Annotated in this window: 22 protein-coding genes and 1 riboswitch; of the genes, 12 read left to right on the plus strand and 10 right to left on the minus strand. The window is 59.4% G+C overall.

The genetic code is table 11. The features are described 5' to 3' along the window. Window positions 1–20: 20 nt before the first annotated feature. Both LC334_RS11595 and LC334_RS11600 read right to left on the minus strand, forming a co-directional pair. Complete coding sequence (locus LC334_RS11595) at window positions 21–1,799, minus strand: acyl-CoA dehydrogenase C-terminal domain-containing protein (protein ID WP_085800705.1); 1,779 nt, start codon at window positions 1,797–1,799, stop codon at window positions 21–23. 44 nt (window positions 1,800–1,843) lie between these two features. Beyond that, window positions 1,844–2,245 carry a MerR family transcriptional regulator gene (locus LC334_RS11600; protein ID WP_085800706.1) on the minus strand — a complete coding sequence of 134 codons (402 nt, stop codon included), beginning with the start codon at window positions 2,243–2,245 and terminating at the stop codon, window positions 1,844–1,846. 325 nt (window positions 2,246–2,570) lie between these two features. On the opposite strand from LC334_RS11600, the gene LC334_RS11605 reads away from it, so the two are divergent. From LC334_RS11605 to LC334_RS11615, 3 genes are read left to right on the plus strand one after another with little or no spacing between them, the layout of a single operon-like run. Beyond that, window positions 2,571–2,894, plus strand: a complete 324-nt coding sequence (locus LC334_RS11605; protein ID WP_085800707.1) for an ArsR/SmtB family transcription factor — start codon at window positions 2,571–2,573, stop codon at window positions 2,892–2,894. Between the two features lie 2 nt (window positions 2,895–2,896). Next, a complete protein-coding gene (locus LC334_RS11610) occupies window positions 2,897–3,331 on the plus strand; it encodes an SRPBCC family protein (RefSeq protein WP_085800708.1) in 435 nt (144 codons plus the stop codon). A gap of 26 nt (window positions 3,332–3,357) precedes the next feature. Continuing rightward, window positions 3,358–3,672, plus strand: coding sequence for a YciI family protein (locus LC334_RS11615; protein WP_085800709.1), 315 nt, complete (start codon window positions 3,358–3,360; stop codon window positions 3,670–3,672). Between the two features lie 121 nt (window positions 3,673–3,793). On the opposite strand, the gene LC334_RS11620 is transcribed toward LC334_RS11615, so the two are convergent. From LC334_RS11620 to LC334_RS11630, 3 genes are all read right to left on the minus strand, one after another. Further along, a complete protein-coding gene (locus LC334_RS11620) occupies window positions 3,794–4,228 on the minus strand; it encodes a 6,7-dimethyl-8-ribityllumazine synthase (RefSeq protein WP_085800710.1) in 435 nt (144 codons plus the stop codon). A 77-nt stretch (window positions 4,229–4,305) separates the two neighbouring features. Then, a riboswitch (FMN riboswitch) is annotated at window positions 4,306–4,456 on the minus strand. A 120-nt stretch (window positions 4,457–4,576) separates the two neighbouring features. Then, entirely contained in the window at window positions 4,577–4,819 is a 243-nt protein-coding gene (locus LC334_RS11625; protein ID WP_085800711.1) for an EF-hand domain-containing protein, read from the minus strand. Window positions 4,820–5,093: 274 nt separating this feature from the next. After that, the gene (locus tag LC334_RS11630; RefSeq protein WP_085800712.1) at window positions 5,094–6,089 is read right to left on the minus strand and encodes an asparaginase; all 996 of its coding nucleotides are present in this window, start codon (window positions 6,087–6,089) and stop codon (window positions 5,094–5,096) included. A 205-nt stretch (window positions 6,090–6,294) separates the two neighbouring features. On the opposite strand from LC334_RS11630, the gene LC334_RS11635 reads away from it, so the two are divergent. Next, window positions 6,295–6,798, plus strand: coding sequence for an invasion associated locus B family protein (locus tag LC334_RS11635; protein WP_085800713.1), 504 nt, complete (start codon window positions 6,295–6,297; stop codon window positions 6,796–6,798). A 148-nt stretch (window positions 6,799–6,946) separates the two neighbouring features. Here the strand turns inward: LC334_RS11635 and LC334_RS11640 are convergent, their stop codons facing one another. The 3 genes from LC334_RS11640 to sfsA form a co-directional block, all read right to left on the minus strand. Further along, window positions 6,947–7,507, minus strand: a complete 561-nt coding sequence (locus LC334_RS11640; RefSeq protein ID WP_085800714.1) for an outer membrane protein — start codon at window positions 7,505–7,507, stop codon at window positions 6,947–6,949. A gap of 150 nt (window positions 7,508–7,657) precedes the next feature. Further along, the gene (gene map, locus LC334_RS11645) at window positions 7,658–8,497 is read right to left on the minus strand and encodes a type I methionyl aminopeptidase (RefSeq protein WP_176237695.1); all 840 of its coding nucleotides are present in this window, start codon (window positions 8,495–8,497) and stop codon (window positions 7,658–7,660) included. 121 nt (window positions 8,498–8,618) lie between these two features. After that, entirely contained in the window at window positions 8,619–9,320 is a 702-nt protein-coding gene (gene sfsA, locus LC334_RS11650) for a DNA/RNA nuclease SfsA (RefSeq protein ID WP_085800715.1), read from the minus strand. A 47-nt stretch (window positions 9,321–9,367) separates the two neighbouring features. Between sfsA and LC334_RS11655 the strand changes: the two genes are divergently transcribed. The 7 genes from LC334_RS11655 to LC334_RS11685 all read left to right on the plus strand — a co-directional run bounded on the left by LC334_RS11655 (window position 9,368) and on the right by LC334_RS11685 (window position 15,134). Further along, entirely contained in the window at window positions 9,368–10,090 is a 723-nt protein-coding gene (locus LC334_RS11655; protein ID WP_085800716.1) for a competence/damage-inducible protein A, read from the plus strand. After that, entirely contained in the window at window positions 10,087–10,806 is a 720-nt protein-coding gene (locus tag LC334_RS11660; RefSeq protein WP_085800717.1) for a GNAT family N-acetyltransferase, read from the plus strand. Before LC334_RS11655 ends, LC334_RS11660 begins: the two co-directional genes overlap by 4 nt. 5 nt (window positions 10,807–10,811) lie before the next feature. Next, window positions 10,812–11,384 (plus strand): peroxidase-related enzyme, encoded by a 573-nt coding sequence (locus LC334_RS11665; RefSeq protein WP_085800780.1) that lies wholly within the window; start codon window positions 10,812–10,814, stop codon window positions 11,382–11,384. A 5-nt stretch (window positions 11,385–11,389) separates the two neighbouring features. Then, a complete protein-coding gene (locus LC334_RS11670) occupies window positions 11,390–12,322 on the plus strand; it encodes an OmpA family protein (RefSeq protein ID WP_085800718.1) in 933 nt (310 codons plus the stop codon). 72 nt (window positions 12,323–12,394) lie between these two features. Next, complete coding sequence (gene rlmN, locus LC334_RS11675) at window positions 12,395–13,573, plus strand: 23S rRNA (adenine(2503)-C(2))-methyltransferase RlmN (protein ID WP_085800781.1); 1,179 nt, start codon at window positions 12,395–12,397, stop codon at window positions 13,571–13,573. Between the two features lie 54 nt (window positions 13,574–13,627). After that, the gene (locus tag LC334_RS11680) at window positions 13,628–14,809 is read left to right on the plus strand and encodes an aromatic ring-hydroxylating oxygenase subunit alpha (RefSeq protein ID WP_085800719.1); all 1,182 of its coding nucleotides are present in this window, start codon (window positions 13,628–13,630) and stop codon (window positions 14,807–14,809) included. Window positions 14,810–14,930: 121 nt separating this feature from the next. Then, window positions 14,931–15,134 (plus strand): hypothetical protein, encoded by a 204-nt coding sequence (locus tag LC334_RS11685; RefSeq protein ID WP_085800720.1) that lies wholly within the window; start codon window positions 14,931–14,933, stop codon window positions 15,132–15,134. Between the two features lie 129 nt (window positions 15,135–15,263). Here the strand turns inward: LC334_RS11685 and panC are convergent, their stop codons facing one another. Then, window positions 15,264–16,112 carry a pantoate--beta-alanine ligase gene (panC, locus tag LC334_RS11690; protein ID WP_085800721.1) on the minus strand — a complete coding sequence of 283 codons (849 nt, stop codon included), beginning with the start codon at window positions 16,110–16,112 and terminating at the stop codon, window positions 15,264–15,266. After that, on the minus strand, window positions 16,109–16,960 hold the full coding sequence (gene panB / locus LC334_RS11695; RefSeq protein ID WP_085800722.1) for a 3-methyl-2-oxobutanoate hydroxymethyltransferase: 852 nt from the start codon (window positions 16,958–16,960) through the stop codon (window positions 16,109–16,111). The genes panC and panB overlap by 4 nt, the downstream gene beginning before the upstream one ends. Window positions 16,961–17,120: 160 nt before the next feature. On the opposite strand from panB, the gene LC334_RS11700 reads away from it, so the two are divergent. Then, complete coding sequence (locus LC334_RS11700; protein WP_085800723.1) at window positions 17,121–18,611, plus strand: ABC transporter substrate-binding protein; 1,491 nt, start codon at window positions 17,121–17,123, stop codon at window positions 18,609–18,611. Window positions 18,612–18,681: the final 70 nt, after the last annotated feature.

Below are 18,681 nucleotides of genomic sequence, written 5' to 3' on the forward strand. Positions count from 1 at the left end.
GGGTCTGCCCCCACCATTGCTTAAAACTGGTCCGCCTCCAATGCCATGACGGTCTCCGCGCCGGTTTCGATGCGCGCCAGGTGCATTGCCGTCGCGGGCAGGCGGCGCGCCATGTAGTAGCGACCGGTGGCGATCTTGGTCTTGTAGAAACTGGTGTCCGATGCACCGCCTTCAAGGGCGGTCATCGCGGCCTTGGCCATCTGTGCCCACATCAGGCCCAGGCAGACATGGCCGAAAAGATGCATGAAATCGTACGAACCGGACAAGGCCGCATTGGGGTTTTTCATGCCGTTTTGCATGAAATACATGCCCGAGGCCTGCAAATGTTTGGACGCCTCTTTCAGAGGGTCAAGGAAATCAGCCTTGAGCGCCTCGTTCCCTTCGTTTTCCTTGATGAAGCTCTTGATCATGTCAAAGAACGCCATGATCGGTTTGCCGCCGTCGGCGGCCAGTTTGCGGCCCACAAGGTCAAGCGCCTGCACGCCGTTGGCGCCTTCGTAGATCATTGCAATCCGGGCGTCGCGGGTGAACTGCGACATGCCCCATTCCTCGATATACCCATGACCGCCATAGATTTGCTGCGCCAGCACGGTCATGTCGTAGCCTTGGTCGGTCAGGAAGCCCTTGATCACCGGCGTCAGAAGCGACACCAGACCCTCAGCCGCCTCATCTCCGCCGCGATGTGATTGGTCGATCAGTTTCGAGCCCCAGAACAGGAAGGCGCGACCGCCTTCGACAAAGCTCTTCTGATCCATCAGCGAGCGGCGGATATCCGGATGCACGATTAGCGGATCGGCGGGGCCATCAGGGTTTTCATCACCGGTCACGGCACGGCCCTGCAGGCGGTCCTTGGCGTAGATCAGCGCGTTTTGATAGGCGACCTCGGCCTGGGCCAGACCCTGCATGCCGACGCCGATGCGGGCCTCGTTCATCATGGTGAACATGGCGCGCATGCCTTTGTGTTCTTCGCCCAGCAGATACCCTGTGGCCTCCTCATAGTTCATCACGCAGGTCGAGTTGCCGTGGATGCCCATCTTTTCTTCGATGGCGCCGCAGGACACGCCGTTGCGTGCACCCAGCGAGCCGTCATCGTTGACCATGAACTTGGGCACGATGAAGAGGCTAACACCCTTGATGCCTTCGGGGCCGCCGGGGATCTTGGCCAACACCAGATGGATGATGTTGTCAGCCATGTCATGTTCACCGGACGAGATGAAGATTTTCTGGCCGGTCAGCTTGTAGCTGCCATCGCCCTGTGGCTCTGCCTTGGTACGCATCAGCCCCAGATCTGTGCCACAATGCGGCTCGGTCAGGTTCATGGTCCCGGTCCATTCGCAGGACGTCATCTTGGGCAGGTAGGTGGCTTTCTGGTCGTCCGAGCCATGCACCAGAATGGCCGAGGCCGCACCGTGGGTCAGGCCCTGATACATGGTGAAGGCCTGGTTGGCGGCTGATGCGGTCTCGCCGACCGCCGTGTACATGATGTAGGGCATGTTCTGGCCGCCAAATTCCTCGGGCAGGTCGATGCCGGGCCAGCCGCCTTGCTTGATCTCCTCGAACGCTTCCTTGAATCCTGTGGGCGTGCGCACGACGCCGTTTTCTAGAACACAACCTTCGGTGTCGCCCACGACATTCAAGGGGGACAGGACCTCGGACGCGACCTTGCCCGCCTCTTCCAGTACAGCACCGGTAAATTCGGCATCCAGATCGCTGTAACCTGGTGTGCTGTCTGCAGCGACGTTCAGCAGGTCGTGCAGCACGAATTGCATGTCTTTGATCGGGGCGGTGTAGCTGGGCATCGGATGTCTCCCTTGGGTATTTTGATCGTTGGCGGGGAAATGGGTTATTCGGCGGCTTTCTTGTTGTTTTTGAGCGAGGTCAGCATCTGGTCGCCCCAATTCATCTGGTCACGCAGATCTGCGATCGCGTGGTTAAGTTCGTCGCGCTGGCGTTCCATGTCGGCCAGGCGCTCCTTGGCGATTTCATATGCGCGAGACAATTGCGTAAACTGCTGGTCGCCCTTGTCGTAGAGATCGAGCAATTGGCGGATTTCCTCCAGGCTAAAGCCAAAGCGCTTGCCGCGCAGGATCAGCTTGAGCCGTGCCCGGTCGCGCTTGGTAAAAAGGCGTTTTTGCCCCTCACGAACAGGAAACAACAGTTCCTTGGATTCGTAAAAGCGCAGGGTGCGCGGCGTCACCTCGAATTCGTCGCACATCGCCCGGATTGTCATCGTTTCGTCGGTCATCGGTCTGCCTATTTTCACACGAGAATGTGCAGGGTATCTGTGTGCGTCGAAGATTCGATACAACAGGAAGATGTGTTGACGTAACTGATACGTAACGTCACTTTTGAGTTGACGTAAGATAAGGCAACGTAAACTGCCGTTTCGGGTAATTTTGTTAGTACGAAATTTATTCTTGTTGCTTTTTCAGAGCGGAGCCATCGTGCGGCGGGCGCGTGCCATCATCCAATCTGCAGCCACGTTTTGCAGATGGTCGCAATGTATACTCAGGATTGGCGTTCCAATAATTAACTTGAATGTTAATTAACAAGAATGGTAAGTAGAATACATGCAGAACCTGAGCCAAATCTTTTCGGCACTATCCGACATGACACGTTTGTCCGTGGTGGAGCGTCTGATGGCGGAGGGCGAATTGTCTGCGGGTGACTTGTTGGACGATGTCGGTATGTCTGCTCCGGCGATGTCGCGGCATCTTAAGGTCTTGCGGCGGGCTGGCTTGGTGCAGGTCCAAGTTGATGGCACGCGGCGGCTCTATTCGGTGCGGCCCGATGCGATGAAGGCGATTGCGGACTGGACGCTGGATCACCGTGCTTTCTGGCAGGCGGGGTTGGACCGGTTGGAGGTGCATCTTGCGCTGGAGGAGAAAGATTAGGGATGGCCGACATTCAGATCGTGCGTGAATTTCCGGTGAGCCCCGAGCGGCTGTTCCGGGCGGTGACCGAACAGGCGGAGGTCCTGAACTGGTGGGGTCATGACGGGATGACAATCCCGGTGAAGCAGCTTGATTTTACGCGGGAAGGTCCGTGGTTTTCGGAAATGTTCGGGCAGGACGGGACCCGCTACAAGCTTTCAGGGCAGGTGACGCATGTGACGCCGCCGCGCTCGGTCGGGTTCACCTGGGGCTGGCATGACGCAGAAGATCAACGCGGGCCGGAAAGCCATGTAACCTTCACAATCGAGGCGGCCGGCGACGGGTCGCGCCTAATTGTAGATCACAGGGAACTGCCTAGTGACGAAGTGGCCGGGCGTCATGAAATCGGCTGGGCCGGTGGGCCGCTCAAGCGACTGGAGCGCTATCTGGCGGGTTGAGAATTTAACCAGAAGGGAGAAAGAAAATGCCGAAATTCGTTTTTGCCTATCACGGGGGCGGTAAGCCCGAGAGCGAGGAAGAGGGTGCCAAGGTGATGGCGGCCTGGCAGAACTGGCTGGGTGGTATGGGCGACGGTTGCGTTGACATGGGCGCGCCGGTGGGCATGTCGAAAACCGTCAGTGCCGGAGGCGTGGCCGATGACGGTGGCTCGAACCCGTTGTCGGGGTACACGATTGTCGAGGCCGCGGATATCGATGCGGCTGTCGAGATGGCCAAGTGTTGTCCGATCCTTGACGGTGGCAGCGGTACGGTCGAAGTGGCCCCGGTCATGGAAATGTAATTAGCGCCCGTGCCGGGCGCCGGTTACCTGACCCCTCCACCTGTCCTCCTCCCATGGGGGAGGAGGAAGCTTTTGGCTGATCTACCCAGCTCCATGAATGTGGCGTATGTGGAGGGCGTTTTCACGCAGCTACTTGTGCACGGGTTTTGCCGATCATGAGCGCGGCGCGGGCTGCCTCGCGGCCCTTTTCGATGAAATGCGCGCGGAAGGTGGCGTTGTGATGGTCGGTATCCTGATACTGATGCGGTGTCAGCGAGACCGACAGTACCGGGACGCCCGTATCGAGGCTGACCCGCATCAAACCGTCGACCACCGCCTGCGCCACGAAATCATGCCGGTAGATACCGCCATCGACGACGAAAGCCGCGGCGACGATCGCCGCATATTGCCCGCTGCGGGCCAGGTCGAGGGCCAGAAGTGGCATTTCGAAGGCCCCGGGCACATCGAACACCTCAATCTGGTTTGGAGGGATAATTTCGACAAAGCCATCAAACGCGCGGCTGACGATATCGGCGTGCCAGTTGGCTTTGATGAAGGCGTAGCGGGGAAGTGTCATTAGGGTCTCTCCTTCTCGTTTTGACACGTTCACCAAGAGCATCAAACGATAGGAGGTCGGGCCAAGGCCCGTTTACCTGCCGCTCTCTTCCATCCGGACTATGACCGTCGGCTCTGGAATGACACCAGATCTGCTGACACCCCGGTATCTGACGGGGCCGCTCGCGGGCTTTCGGGAGCGCGCCCCGTTACCGCCGGTGGGGAATTTCACCCCGCCCTGAGAACTATTGCAATGATGTTTGGAAAAGAGAGGCCGCGCAAGATGTGATTGCGGCAGGAGACGCCGTGAAAACGGCGAAACCCCGGGGGCCTATCGGCTGCCCCCGGGGATCAAATTTGTGCTGCCGGATTACGAATCCGAGATCAGTACGCCCGCATCTTTCGCTGCGCTGATTTCTGCTTCGTCGAGGGCGCCATCGGCATTGGTGTCGACCTGCTCGAAGGTGCCTTCGGCTGCTTCAGGATGAGCGGTGGTGAATTCTTCGGCAGAAACCAGGCCGTCGCCATCCGCGTCCATTGCGTCACCGGCAAGAGCAGCGGCGGGCAGTGTCAGGGCAATCGCGAAGGTTGCGGCGGTAAGTTCTTTCAACATGAGTTTATTCCCTTTTTTGGTGTCATGTTCATGAGGGGCATGGTGCCCTCGAAACAGAACATGGGCAGTGGAGATCGGAATGTCCCGTGCTGTCAGGCTGCCGGGGAAAAATCATGCAGAAACAGGCCGAAACGGGGTGCTCGCCTAGGCGCATCGCTGCCACATCCGGCGAGTTTCTTCCGGTCGGCGGAACGGCGCCCGGCGGCTGTCTGTATTTGGGCAGAATCTGGCCCAAAATGCAGGCTATGGTTGAGTGGCGAAAAGTCGCCGGATGTTATATCAGAGATTCGGCCGGTTTGATCACGCCGGTTTCGATGCCGCGGCGGTTCAGAATCGGGGCGTTGCAGAAACGGCGCGCAGCGGGGTGGTCGGGATCAAGTAAGCCCAGACGCACGAGCAGCGCGGTAATCGCGCAGTTCGAGCCGCGGATCGCGCCATCCATGACCTTGAGCGCGATGCCCAGCTTGAGGCCGGGGATGATGGCCGAATAATACCCCTCGGCGCCGTTCTTGATGGCAACAGGCTGGGTCGTGGCACGCATCAGCGCCGTGGCAGCATGGCGGTTGCCAGCCACGAGGGCGGGATGGGCCACCATCGCCTGCCAGAGCCGGACCGCGGCCGTCTGGCGCGTATCCGCGCCGTCGCGCGCGGCGGCAAAGCTGGCCATGGCGCGGGCCATGCCATGCATCGTGCAGGCGGGGTTGGGCGCCGAGCAGCCGTCGATGCCGGACCCGGGGCTTGTCTCTTCGGTGATCTCCTCGAACGCCGCGAGGCTGGCGCGCTGCACCGGGTGGTCGGGGTCGATATATTCGGGGCCGCCACCCAGATGTCTGGATAAGGTCAGGAAACCTGCATGTTTGCCGGAGCAGTTATTATGGATCTGGCAGGGTTTGGCGTCAGCGCGGATCAGGTCATTGAAAGCCGCACGGTCCTGGGGCATCTGCGGGCCGCAGCGCAGGTCGTCGTCGCCCAGCGAGAGCCCAGTGAGCCAGTCCCGAACGCGGTCGGTATGCATCGCGCCGCCCAGATGAGAGGCACAGGACAGGGCCAGTTGCGGTTGCGTCACGCCAAACGCATCCGCCGCGCCGCTTTCGACAAGTGGCAGGGCCTGGATCATCTTGGCCGAGCTGCGGGGCATGAAGATGGCGTCGGGATCGCCCCAAGCCGCCACAATCTGGCCGCTGTCGTCGCAAATCACCGCATGGCCCGTATGGGTGCATTCCAGAAACGGCCCGCGCCAGACTTCGGCGAGGATTACGGGATCGGACATGGAGTGCTCCGGCTCTTGCGGCGAACGTGCAAATTTCCGCCAATTGCGTCTTTCATATCTCGCCTGTTTCAGGCTATTGTTGCAATGTCGAGTAAGTATAGGCCGTTCACAACAATAAATCCGACGAGGGATGCAATCGGCCCACGAAATTGAGGCAAAGGTCAGCTTGGAGGCTGGACAAATGGTATCATGTATAGTTCGCGGCATGGGATGCGCTGTTCTGGCGCTGGCTGCAACCGGTGTTTGGGCGCAGGAAGAAAGCACCAATCAGGTGGCTGCCAAAACCGCCTGGAGTGTTTTCGAAGATAAAGACCCGCGTGAATGCTGGGCGGTGTCGGCGCCGACCGAGACGGTGAACACCAAGGATGGCCGTGTTGTGGCGGTGCGGCGCGGAGATATCCTGCTGATGACTTTCTTCCGTCCGGATGCCGGGGTGAAGGGGCAGGTGACCTTTACCGGCGGCTATCCCTTTGCCAGCGGCTCGACCGTGAACGTGAATGTCGGCGGCAGCGAGTTCGAGATGTTCACCGAGGGCGAATGGGCCTGGCCCGCCAGCACGGCGGATGATGCCAAGATGATCGCGGCGCTCAAACGTGGCGCGTCGGCGGTGCTGACAGCACGATCGGGGCGCGGCACGGTGACCAAGGACACTTTCTCGCTGTCCGGTTTTACAGCTGCGATTGAAGAGGCCGAGAAGCGCTGTCAGTAGGAGAGCTTCGGGAGATCGCCCTGGGTTTTGCTGATTGAAAAAGCCTGCTTAATAGTTGCACAGACTATGCGCCTCGGCGCGCCGTCAAGCTTCAAAACGAAAACCCCCGGAGACGTTCTGGGGGTTCTTGCTTGTCTGTCTTAGAGCTTCAGAAGCGGTAGGAGGCCCTGAGCTGAACAGTCACGGTATCCAGATCAGAGATTGTCGGACCGAAACCACTGATTTGATTGTAGATAACCTCGCCCCCGAGGCTGAAGTGCTGGCTGATCAGGTGCTCATATCCGGCACCGATAAAATAGCCGCCATCATCACCGACAACGTCGGTATCGGCATGGGCGTATCCCGCAGTACCATAGGCCAGGCCATTTCCAAGCTTGTAGCCGCCGCGCAGTTTCAGGCGCCACATGCTCTCGATGTCCACACTGCCGACTGAAATGTCTGTGAAGTCGTAATCGGCGCCAGCACCGATCACCCAATCGCCAAGATCCCAGTCATAGCCACCAGTCAGCCCGCCGATCAGGCCATCACCGCTGGCGCCGGGGCTCGCATTCACGTCGGCATAGCCGATCTGGGCACCGAGGTGGAAACCTGTCCAGTCGGGGGAGCTTGCGGCGAGCGGCGGGGACACAGGGGCATCAGCTGGTGCGGCGACCGGCGATCCGGCGAGGGCAGGGGCCGCTGTCAGGACAAGAGCGGCAGTAGTGAGCATGAGTTAATTGAGCATTTCCGTCGTTACCTTATTTGAACCCCTTACCGGGACGAATTGAATACGAGCCTTATCTGATTGACTCCCCACAGCGGGTAATGCGCGAGAAAGGGACTTACCAGCAAAAACGGCAAGAGAGGCGTTGCGGGAAGCTTAGCCCCATGTCGGATGGAAACGACCGGCGGGCGACAGGGTGAATAATTCACAGCCATCGGCAGTCACTCCGATCGAGTGTTCGAACTGTGCCGACAGGGACTTGTCGCGAGTCACCGCTGTCCAGTCATCGGCCAGTACCTTGGTTTCCGGGCGGCCCAGGTTGACCATCGGTTCGATGGTAAAGAACATGCCCTCTTCCAGCACCGGCCCGGTTCCTGCGCGCCCGTAGTGCAGCACATTGGGCGGCGAATGGAAGACGCGGCCTAACCCGTGACCGCAGAAATCGCGGACCACGGACATGCGCTGTGCCTCGACATAGGTCTGAATGGCATTGCCGATATCGCCGAACGTGTTGCCGGGGCGGACCGCCTCGATCCCTTTGAAGAGTGAATCATGTGTGACCTGTATCAGGCGTTCTGCCTTGCGGCTGAGTTTGCCCGCCACGAACATCCGGCTTGTGTCCCCGAACCAGCCGTCGACAACTACGGTCACGTCGATATTCAGAATATCGCCATCCTTCAGCTTCTTGTCGCCGGGGATGCCGTGGCAGACCACGTGATTGACGCTGATGCAACTGGCGTGCTGATACCCCTTGTAGCCGATCGTGGCCGAGGTCGCCCCGGCGGTATTGACCTTGTTCTCGATCAGGTTGTCGAGCGCGCCCGTGGTCTGGCCGACAAAGACATGATCCGCAACCTCGTCAAGAATGCGCGCCGCCAGCTCGCCGGCCTTGTGCATACCAGCAAAATCCGCAGCTTCGTGGATGCGGATGCCGTCACGTGTGGTTTTGCCCTGGTGCTTGTCTTTCACCTTTTTCAGCCCCGGTAGTTGTATCATGGCGCGTTATCTAGGGGTTTTTACCGTGAAGAACCAGAGGGAAGCGTAATCAATCATACACGTGTCACGTCGTGATCCGTCGCGCGGGTGGCAGCCGGTCGGCTATGATAACCGGTGGGGTTTATCGCAGCGGCAACGGCTGGTTCAGCGTGATCGCGTCGGGCGTGATCAGCGTGTCATAGGCGATGCATTCCACACCCGCTTCAAGCGCGGTGGCAAAAGCAGCCGCATAGGCCGGGTCAATATCCGCAGCGATGCCGACCGAGGTGCAGTCGGTGCGTTGCACCAGGTAAAACAAGATGGCGCGGTGGCCTTGACGCGCCATCTCGGCCAATTCACCGACATGCTTGGTGCCGCGCGCCGTCACGCTGTCGGGAAACTCAGCAAGCCCGGGCTGGCGTGACAGGGTGACGGATTTGACCTCGACATAGGCATCTGGCAAGCCCTGTTGTTGCAACAAGAAATCGATACGGCTGTTTTCCCCGTATTTCTGTTCGGGCTTGACGGTCTTGTAGTCGGCCAGTTCGGGCACGTCGCGCGCCATGATCGCCGCCCTGAGCGCACGGTTGGGCAGTGACGTATCGACGCCGGTGAAATGGCCATTTTCATGGTCGACCAGCCGCCAGCCGTATTTCAGCTTTTTCTTCGGGTCGTCGTTCGGTTCAACCCAGATTTTGATGCCCTCATCCTTCAGCCCCATCATCGAGCCGGGATTGGCGCAATGGGCGGTGACGTCGCGCCCGTCTTCAAGCCTTATGTCCGCCAGGAAGCGTTTGTAGCGTCGGATCAGGCGGGCGGGCACAAGAGGGGTTTGAAAGCGCATGAATGCTTGCCTATACCGGGGGACGAACCCATTCAAGGACAGCTCTGATGTCAAACCCCACTGCCGCGATGCTTGTGATCGGCGATGAAATTCTGTCGGGCCGCACCCGCGACGCCAATATGCATTTTCTGGCTGGGGAGTTGACCAAGGTGGGGATCGATCTGAAAGAGGTCCGCGTGGTCAGCGATGACGGTGATGCTATCGTGGCGGCGGTGCAGGCGCTGAGCGTGGCCTATGATACAGTGTTCACCTCGGGCGGGATCGGGCCGACCCATGACGACATCACAGCCGACAATGTGGCGCGGGCTTTTGATGTGCATATTGATGTGCGCGAGGATGCGCGCGCGTTACTGGCCGCACATTACGAAGCGCGCGGATGGGAGATAAACGAGGCCCGGCTGCGCATGGCGCGTATTCCTGACGGTGCTGCGCTGATCGACAACCCTGTCAGCATCGCGCCCGGGTTTACCATCGAAAACGTGCATGTGATGGCCGGGGTGCCGGCGATTTTTCAGGCCATGGTGGCGACGGTGCTGCCGACGCTGACCGGTGGCCAGCCGCTGGTATCCAGGAGCGTTGAAATCCGCCGCGGCGAGGGCGATATTGCCGGGCCACTGGCGGAGCTGGCGGGGCGATATCCGGACCTGTCGATCGGCTCTTACCCGTTTCAGCGTGATGGCGTCTTTGGTGCGAATATCGTGATCCGGGGCAGCGACGGCGCGCAGGTCACCGCGGCGATGACCGAATTAGAGGCGGTATTCCCATCATGATGCCCGGAGTGCAGCATCTTTATTCGGTGATCGAAGGTACCTGGCCTGCTGCGGCTGTATCGCAGGTGGGGCCTTGGACAATCCGTGACGGGCAGGGCGGCGGGCAAAGGGTTTCGGCGGCGACCACGGCAACCGAGGTCTTTTTGCACGATCTGCCCGATGCCGAAGCGGCCATGCGCCGTTTGGGGCAGCCTCAGCTTTTCATGATCCGTGATGGCGATGCCGATCTGGATGCGGTGCTCGAAGCGGCAGGCTATCCGATTGTCGACCCGGTGAATATCTACGTGGCACCCCTGACCGAGTTGATGGCCGAACGCCCGCCGAAGGTCACCACCTTCGCAATCTGGGAACCGCTTGAGATCATGCGTGATATCTGGGCGGCGGGCGGCATCGGCCCCGAAAGGATCGAGGTGATGGCGCGCGTCAAGGGCCCCAAAACCGGCCTGTTCGGGCGGTCGAACAACCGCCCCGCCGCTGCCGGCTTCGTGGCTGTTTTCGAGCGCATCGCGATGGTGCATGCTCTGGAAGTGCTCGAACGGCACCGGCGCGAGGGCATGGGCTGTCACATGATGCGGCAGGCGGCTTTCTGGGCGGCAGAGCAGGGGGCCACGCATATGTCGGTGATTTGCACACAGGCCAATGCGGCGGCCAACGCGCTCTATTCTTCCCTCGGGCTGACGCTTGTGGGACAATATCACTACCGCCGCAAAGGATGACGATCATGACCAGTTCAGACCAGCCCACCGCACTCGATCTTCCGATGGTCGATCCGCTGCCGGAGGCGACGCAGAAATATTTCGATATCTGTCAGAACAAGCTGGGTATGATCCCCAATGTCCTGAAAGCGCATGCGTTCGATATTGAAAAACTGAATGCTTTTACAGCGCTCTATAACGATCTGATGCTGGGCGACAGCGGATTGAGCAAGCTGGAACGCGAGATGATCGCTGTGGTCGTCAGCTCGATCAATCGCTGCTGGTATTGCCAGGTGGCCCACGGCGCGGCAGTGCGGCAGCTTTCGGGCGATCCGGCACTGGGCGAGGCGATGGTGATGAATTACCGCGTCGCACCGCTGGATGCGCGACAGCGGGCGATGCTGGATTTCGCTGCCAAGATCACGAAAGAAAGTGCTGCCATCGAAGAAGAAGACCGCGCTGCATTGCGCGATGTTGGTTTTAGCGACCGGGATATCTGGGACATCGCCAATGTGACCGGGTTCTTCAACATGTCGAACCGGGTGGCCAGCGCCACGGGCATGGTGCCCAATGCCGATTACCACGCGCAGGCTCGCTGAACGCGATGCGATGCTGGCTGATCCCCATGGCCTGTGCGGCCTTGTTGACCGGGCCCGCCCGTGCCCTTGATCTGACCCTGCCGGGCAATGCCACCCAAAGTGTAGACGTGTTGCGTGCTGCTGATAGTTACATGCTGCCGGTCGGCCCCTTCGCGGACGGCACCTTGCCGGTGATAGGGGTCGAGGGGCGCGTGCATCAGCAGGCCTGGCGGATCGACCAGACCGGGATGACGACGCTGCAGCTGATCCGCCCGTTTCGTGACGAGTTGACACGGGCGGGCTATGAAATTCTGTTGGATTGCAGCGGGCAGGAATGCGGCGGCTTTGATTTCCGCTTCAACACAAAGGTGCTGCCGGCGCCGGATATGTATGTCGATCTGTTTGATTTCCGGTTTCTATCCGCCCGCAAAGCTGGAGCTGCGGGCAATGTCGTCTCGGTGATTGTTTCTCAGGCGGGCGGTGCCGGATATGTACAGATGATCCAGGTGACTGCGAATGGCGACACGGATGACCTGCGTGTGACGGCGGCGACGTCGTCGACAGAACCCGCTCAGGAAAACCTGCCGCTGATAGGCGCATTGGTCGAACAGGGGCATGTCATTCTGAGGGATCTGGATTTCGGCACGGGGTCGTCCGCCTTGGGGCCGGGGCCGCATGGCACGCTCGAGGCGTTGGCGGGATATCTTCTGGCCGATAAAAAACGGCGGATCGCGTTGGTGGGCCACACCGATCGCGTGGGTACGCTGGAAGACAACATTACCCTGTCGCGGCGGCGGGCAAATTCGGTGCTGGAGCGTCTGGCGGGCGAACACGATGTGCCGCGCGCCCAGCTTGAAGCGAATGGCGTCGGTTATCTTTCCCCGATTGCACCCAACCAGACCGCCGAGGGGCGCGAGGCCAACCGGCGCGTCGAAGCGATTTTGCTGAGTACGGAATAGCTTCCGAATCCTTTGGCATCGGCGAAAAACTCCTATATGGAGGCGCATCTGAACCCTGAAAGCCGCGCCGAGATGACCGACAACACCGCCCCCATCACCCAGGATGTCCTGACCATCCCCCGGAAATTGCCGGGGGGACCGGTCAATCTTGTGGGTCTGACCCGTGATGCGCTGCGCGATCTGCTGATCGAAAACGGAACGCCCGAGAAACAGGCCAAGATGCGTGTCGGCCAGATCTGGCAGTGGATTTACCAGTGGGGCGTGCGCGATTTTCACGCCATGACCAATCTGGCCAAGACCTACCGCGCCGAACTGGCCGAGAAATTCGTCATCGAAACGCCCGAGATGGTCGACAAACAGATCAGCGCAGATGGCACGCGCAAATATCTCGTACGGATCGCTGGGGGGCACGAGGTCGAGGTGGTTTACATCCCCGAAGAGACGCGCGGGACACTGTGCATCAGCTCTCAGGTTGGCTGCACGCTGACCTGTTCCTTCTGCCATACCGGTACGCAGAAACTGGTGCGTAATCTGACGGCCGGAGAAATCGTTGGCCAGATCATGATGGCACGTGATGATCTGGGCGAGTGGCCGGAACCCGGCACCCGCAAGGATGAAACCCGACTGCTGAGCAACATCGTACTGATGGGCATGGGCGAGCCCTTGTACAATTTCGACAATGTGCGCGACGCAATGAAGATCGCGATGGATGGCGAGGGAATTTCGCTGAGCCGTCGGCGGATCACGCTTTCCACCTCGGGCGTGGTGCCCGAGATTGCCAAGACAGCGGAAGAGATAGGCTGTTTGCTGGCGGTTAGCTTTCACGCGACCACCGACGCGGTGCGCGACAAGCTGGTGCCGATCAACAAGAAATGGAACATCGAGACGCTTCTGGGGGCGCTGCGCGAGTATCCGCGCCTCAGTAACTCCGAGCGTATCACCTTTGAATATGTGATGCTGAAGGATGTCAACGACAGCGATGCCGATGCCCGCCGTCTGGTGCAGTTGATCAAGGGCATTCCGGCCAAGATCAATCTTATTCCGTTCAACGAATGGCCGGGCGCGCCGCATGAGCGCAGCGACTGGGAGCGGATCGAGAAATTTGCCGATATCATCTATAAGGCCGGATATGCCAGCCCGATCCGCACCCCGCGCGGCGAGGATATCATGGCCGCCTGCGGGCAGTTGAAATCCGCAACTGAACGCGCCCGCAAGAGCCGCGCCCAGATCGAGGCCGAAACCCGTAGCTGAGCGTCATGTCGCATTTGGGCGAGATCGGGCGAAAATCGCCTGTAGCCTGCCCTTATGGACAACAAGAATAACCACTGCGGCCATACCGATGCGCCGCTGAGCGAGGTTCTGAGACTGCTCAGGTCGGCGACCTCGGAGGCGTTCGAGACCGCTCATCCGATCCCGGCGGCGGTGAACCATTCGCGTGCCTTCCATACCCATGAGCGAGAGCGGGTGTTCCTGCAGGAATGGATCTGTGTCGGGCGCGCGGACGAGGTTGCAGAAGCGGGCGACTATCTGACTCATGAAGTGGCGGGCGTACCGGTGTTGGTGGTGCGTCAGGTTGATGGCAGCGTGCAGGGGTTCGTCAATGCCTGTGCGCATCGCTTTGCCTGCGTGGTATCTGAGGTCAAAGGACAGGCGAAACGTTTTGTGTGCCCCTATCACGCCTGGACCTATGATCTGTCCGGCGCATTGATCCGCGCACCTTTCATGGAGATGAAAGACGGGTTTGATCCAGCGGAACATCATCTGCGCAGGATTGCGACCGAGATCTGGGAGGGGTTTCTCTATGTCAGCCTGTCGGAGACGCCGAAATCTCTGGCAAAGGCGTTGGAGCCGTTTCGCGCGGGCGTGGTCGGGCGCTATGACATGGGCTGTTATCGTACGGTGATGCGAGAGACCATGACATGGGGCGCCAACTGGAAAAATCTGATCGAGAATTTCACCGAGAGCTACCATGTGCCAATGGCGCACAAAAAGACCTTCGCCAAGCACAAGAAACCGCTGGATGTCTATGTCTGCGGCGAGGACAGCTTGCATTATGGCTATCACCGCGCGCCGCAACCCTCTGAGACCGGAGGCGGCGCAGCCCATCCCGATAATGACCGCCTGGAGGGCGAATGGCGGCGGATGATGGTGGATTTCTGCATCTTTCCCTGTCAGCTGGTAACGGTGATGCCGGATTTCCTGTGGTATATCTCGGTTCAGCCCAGCGGAGTGGGGCAATTTCAGGCTACCTGGGGCGTCGCGATCCCGCCGGAGGTTCTGGACGATATTCTGCCGGAGGAATATGACCGCTGGCTAAGTGACCTGCGCGATTACATGAACGTGGCGAATGACGAGGACAAGCTGCTTGTCGAGGCGCTTTTCAAAGGCACGTCGTCACCGTTTTTACCAGAGGGGACATTTCATCCTATCGAGCGGAACCTTTGGCAGTTCACCCGGTATCTAGCCGCGAAATGCTGCGGTGGATAAGGCGGTCGAATTAAGGCAGACGCCCCGGAATTATCCCATACCCGCCCTTTTCTGAGACGATTGTTGCCACCGGTACCAATTACCTGTGGTTATAAGTTATGTCTGACGAAAGGCTGCCAAAATGGAAATTCTAAACCAGGAAACAAAGGCCAAGATCCGTGATCTGGTCATGCGCGAACGTGAAATGGCAATCTCTGAGCGCGAATGGAAACACCGGCTGCGCGGATATGGTTACGCGATCATGGATACCGAAGAAGGCCGGATCGTCACCTCGTTGCTGCGCGGCGCGCGCCTGTGCAGTCTGCCGGGTCGGGTTTTGCACTAAAACGCTGTTAAATTGAGCGCGTTTCACGCGCGCCTGATGTCTCGTCACCCGCGCTCCGCGTGGTCTCCTCGGGCCGCACGACCTAGATGTGGTACCAGTCCGAGCCCGTCACAGCGACCGGGATGTGGCTTAATCCCTGACTGAAATGTTGTCGATCAGGCGGACGCCAGCCAGCCAGGCAGCGGCCAGAAGCCGCGCCGGACGGGTAGGTTTGTCAAGCTCTTCCAGCGTGTCGTTTGCTCGAACTTCCAGATATTCGACATTGGTGAAGCCTGCATTCTCGATGCGCCTGATGGCATCTGCCTGCAAGTCGGAGAAGGCGGCACCTTTTGCCAGCTCACCGGCGATGCGTTCCATCTCTTCATTGAGGGCCGGCGCCTTGACCCGGGCGCGGTCGCTGAGCAGAAGATTGCGCGAGGACATGGCAAGACCGTCGATTTCGCGGATCGTGGGACAACCATGCACCGTGATCGGAATGTCCAGATCACGGGCCATGCGGCGGACGATCTGCAATTGCTGGAAATCCTTTTCGCCGAAATAGGCATCGGTTGCGCTGGTTTGCAGGAAAAGCTTTGCCACCACGGTGGCCACGCCTTCGAAATGGCCGGGACGAAAGACACCTTCCATCGGCTGGCTCAGCCCCGAAACGATGACCGCCGTCGCGAACTCGGCCGGATACATCTGGTCGCCGCCGGGCACATAGATCACATCGACGTCAAACCGTTCCAGCTTGTGGGCATCTTCATGTTCGGTGCGGGGATAATTCTCCAGATCGTCGGGATTGTTGAACTGCAATGGGTTCACGAAAATCGTAACGATCACCCGGTCGCAATCGCGCTTCGCGGCCTCGACCAGCGAGAGATGCCCGTCATGTAGTGCGCCCATGGTGGGCACAACGCCAATGCGTTCACCGGCGCGCTGCCACGGGGCGGTCTCATCGCGCAATTCGGCCAGGCTGCGCAGAATCGGAGCAATCATTTCTTCGTGCCTTTGCCGCCGCTCTTACCGGGGGCCTGATCCGCAAATGTGTGTTCCGGTGCCGGGAAGCTACGGGCGCGCACCTCGGCGGCATAGGCGCTGATCGCTTTCTCGCCATCTTCACCCAGATTGCCAAATCGCTTGACAAATTTCGGTTTGAACTCGGTGAAAAGGCCCAGCATGTCGTCGACCACCAGGATCTGGCCGTCACACCCGGCGGACGCGCCGATGCCGATGGTGGGAATGGGAATGTCGTTGGTGACACTATCTGCCAGACTGGCGGGCACCTTCTCGAGCACTACCGAAAATGCCCCGGCATCGCTTATCGCCCTGGCATCGGCCAGTAACTTGTCGGCCCCGGCATCGCGGCCTTGTACCTTGTAGCCGCCCAGCGTGTTGATTGATTGTGGTGTCAGGCCGATATGCGCCATGACCGGCACACCGCGGGCGACCAGAAACGCGATTGTGTCGGCCATATGCTGACCCCCCTCCAGCTTGACCGCCGCCGCGCCGGTTTCGCGCATCAGCGTCGCGGCATTGGCGAAGGCCTGTTCGGGGCTTTCCTCGTAGCTGCCAAAGGGCATGTCGATGACAAGCATGGCGTGCTCAAGTCCACGGGCGACCGCCTGACCATGCAGGATCATCATCTCCATCGTGACACCGAGGGTCGAGGGTAGCCCGTGCAACACCATGCCAACGCTGTCACCAACCAGAACAAAATCGCAATGGGCATCCATCATGCGGGCCATTGGCGTTGTGTAGGCGGTGAGGCTGACAATCGGTTTGCCGCCCTTCATGGCGCGAATATCATCGGGCAATGGGGCGGATTTCTGGGCTGTGGCGCTCATTTTCTTGTCCGATTCATGCTGCGTTGCAGCAAATCCTAACAAGTCTTCTCAGTAATTTCCACCGTTCTATTAACCGGACTGGCCTTGATCGCGCGGGTGATTTACACAAAGATTCGCGTAAAATGCCGGAATTGCTGCCGGATCAGATCGGAGGCGCGCAATGTCTGCGCTGCGCAAAGTTGTACTTGCCGGGCTAGTCGGCCTCCTGACCACTCCGGTCCAGGCAGAAGAGGGCATCGTGGTCGGCCTTAGCCATGAACCGCCACATCTGGACCCGACAGGCGCTGCTGCCGGGGCGATTGATCAGGTGCTTTATGCTAATGTGTTTGAAGGCCTGACGCGCGTGGCACGCGATGGATCGGTGCGGCCAGGGCTGGCCGAGACCTGGACTGTTTCGGCCAGCGGGAAGGAGTATATCTTCAGGTTAAACGCGGGTATCACGTTTCACGATGGCACCGAGATGGATGCCGGCGACGTCAAGTTTTCTTTTGAGAGGGCGCAGGATGAAGCGCTCCAGAATGCCCAAAAAGCCGCCTTCGACATCATCAAGACCGTGGATGTGATCGGGCCGCTGCTGATCAAGATCACCCTGAAAGAGCCGAAGGGCGATTTCCTGTTCAACCTGGCGCTTGGTGATGCGGTGATCGTAGCGCCGGAAAGTATCGGCGAGATTCGCCAGAAACCCATTGGCACCGGCGCCTTCAAGTTCCGGAGCTGGGTGCAGGGTGAACAGATCGAGCTGGAGCGAAATCCGGACTACTGGGGCGAACCGGCGGGACTGGATCATGTTACCTTCAGGTTTATCAGCGATCCGCAGCAGGCTTTTGCGGCGATGATGGCGCAGGAACTGGACGCCTTTCCCAATTTTCCTGCCTTGGAAAACCTGACGCAATTCGAGGCCGACCCAAAGTTTCAGGTGCTGGTCGGCAGCACCGGTGCCGAAACCATATTGGCGATCAACAACAAGCAAGAGCCGTTTGACGACATCAGGGTGCGCCGCGCGATTGCCCATGCGATCGATCGCAAGGTGCTGATCCGTGATGCGACATCGGGCCTGGCGGTTCCGATTGGAACACATTTCCCGCCTTATCATCCGGATTATGTCGATTTGCTTGAAAAGTCTCCCTACGATCCGGCGCTCGCCGCGCAGCTTCTGGAAGAGGCCGGATTTGAAGACGGGTTCGAGGTAACGCTTAAACTGCCACCAACGGAGTACGCCAGCGCGGGTGGCGATATCATTGCCGAGCAATTACGTGCGGTCGGAGTCGAAACCGAGATCATCCATCTGGGGTGGCCGGAATGGCTTGAGCAGGTGGTCGGCAATAGTGATTTCGGGCTCAGTATCGTCAGCCACCCTGAACCGCTGGATATCCGGAACTACGCGCGTCCTGACTATTATTTTCAGTATGACGATCCGGTTCTTCAGGCGGTTATCTCGGGGTTGAATGCCGAAACCGACAGGGCGCGCCGCTCAGAATGGCTAACCGCCGCGCAGCGATTGATTTCCGAGGGCTATGTAAATGCTTATCTTTTTCAAGAGCCTTTTGTCACCGTTGCCGACGCAAGGCTGCGCGGGCTTTGGCAAAACGCGCCACTGAAGGCGACCGATCTGACCGGTGTTAGCTGGGGCGAAAAAGCACTCGACGAATAGCGCGGCGGACGCTGCAATTTTCTGTCACGGCGGCTCTGTGCTGTCGCGGGGTTTTCATTCAGAACAAAAG

Origin of the sequence: Roseovarius aestuarii, from assembly GCF_019966515.1 — a bacterium.
GTDB classification, from domain to species: domain Bacteria; phylum Pseudomonadota; class Alphaproteobacteria; order Rhodobacterales; family Rhodobacteraceae; genus Roseovarius; species Roseovarius aestuarii.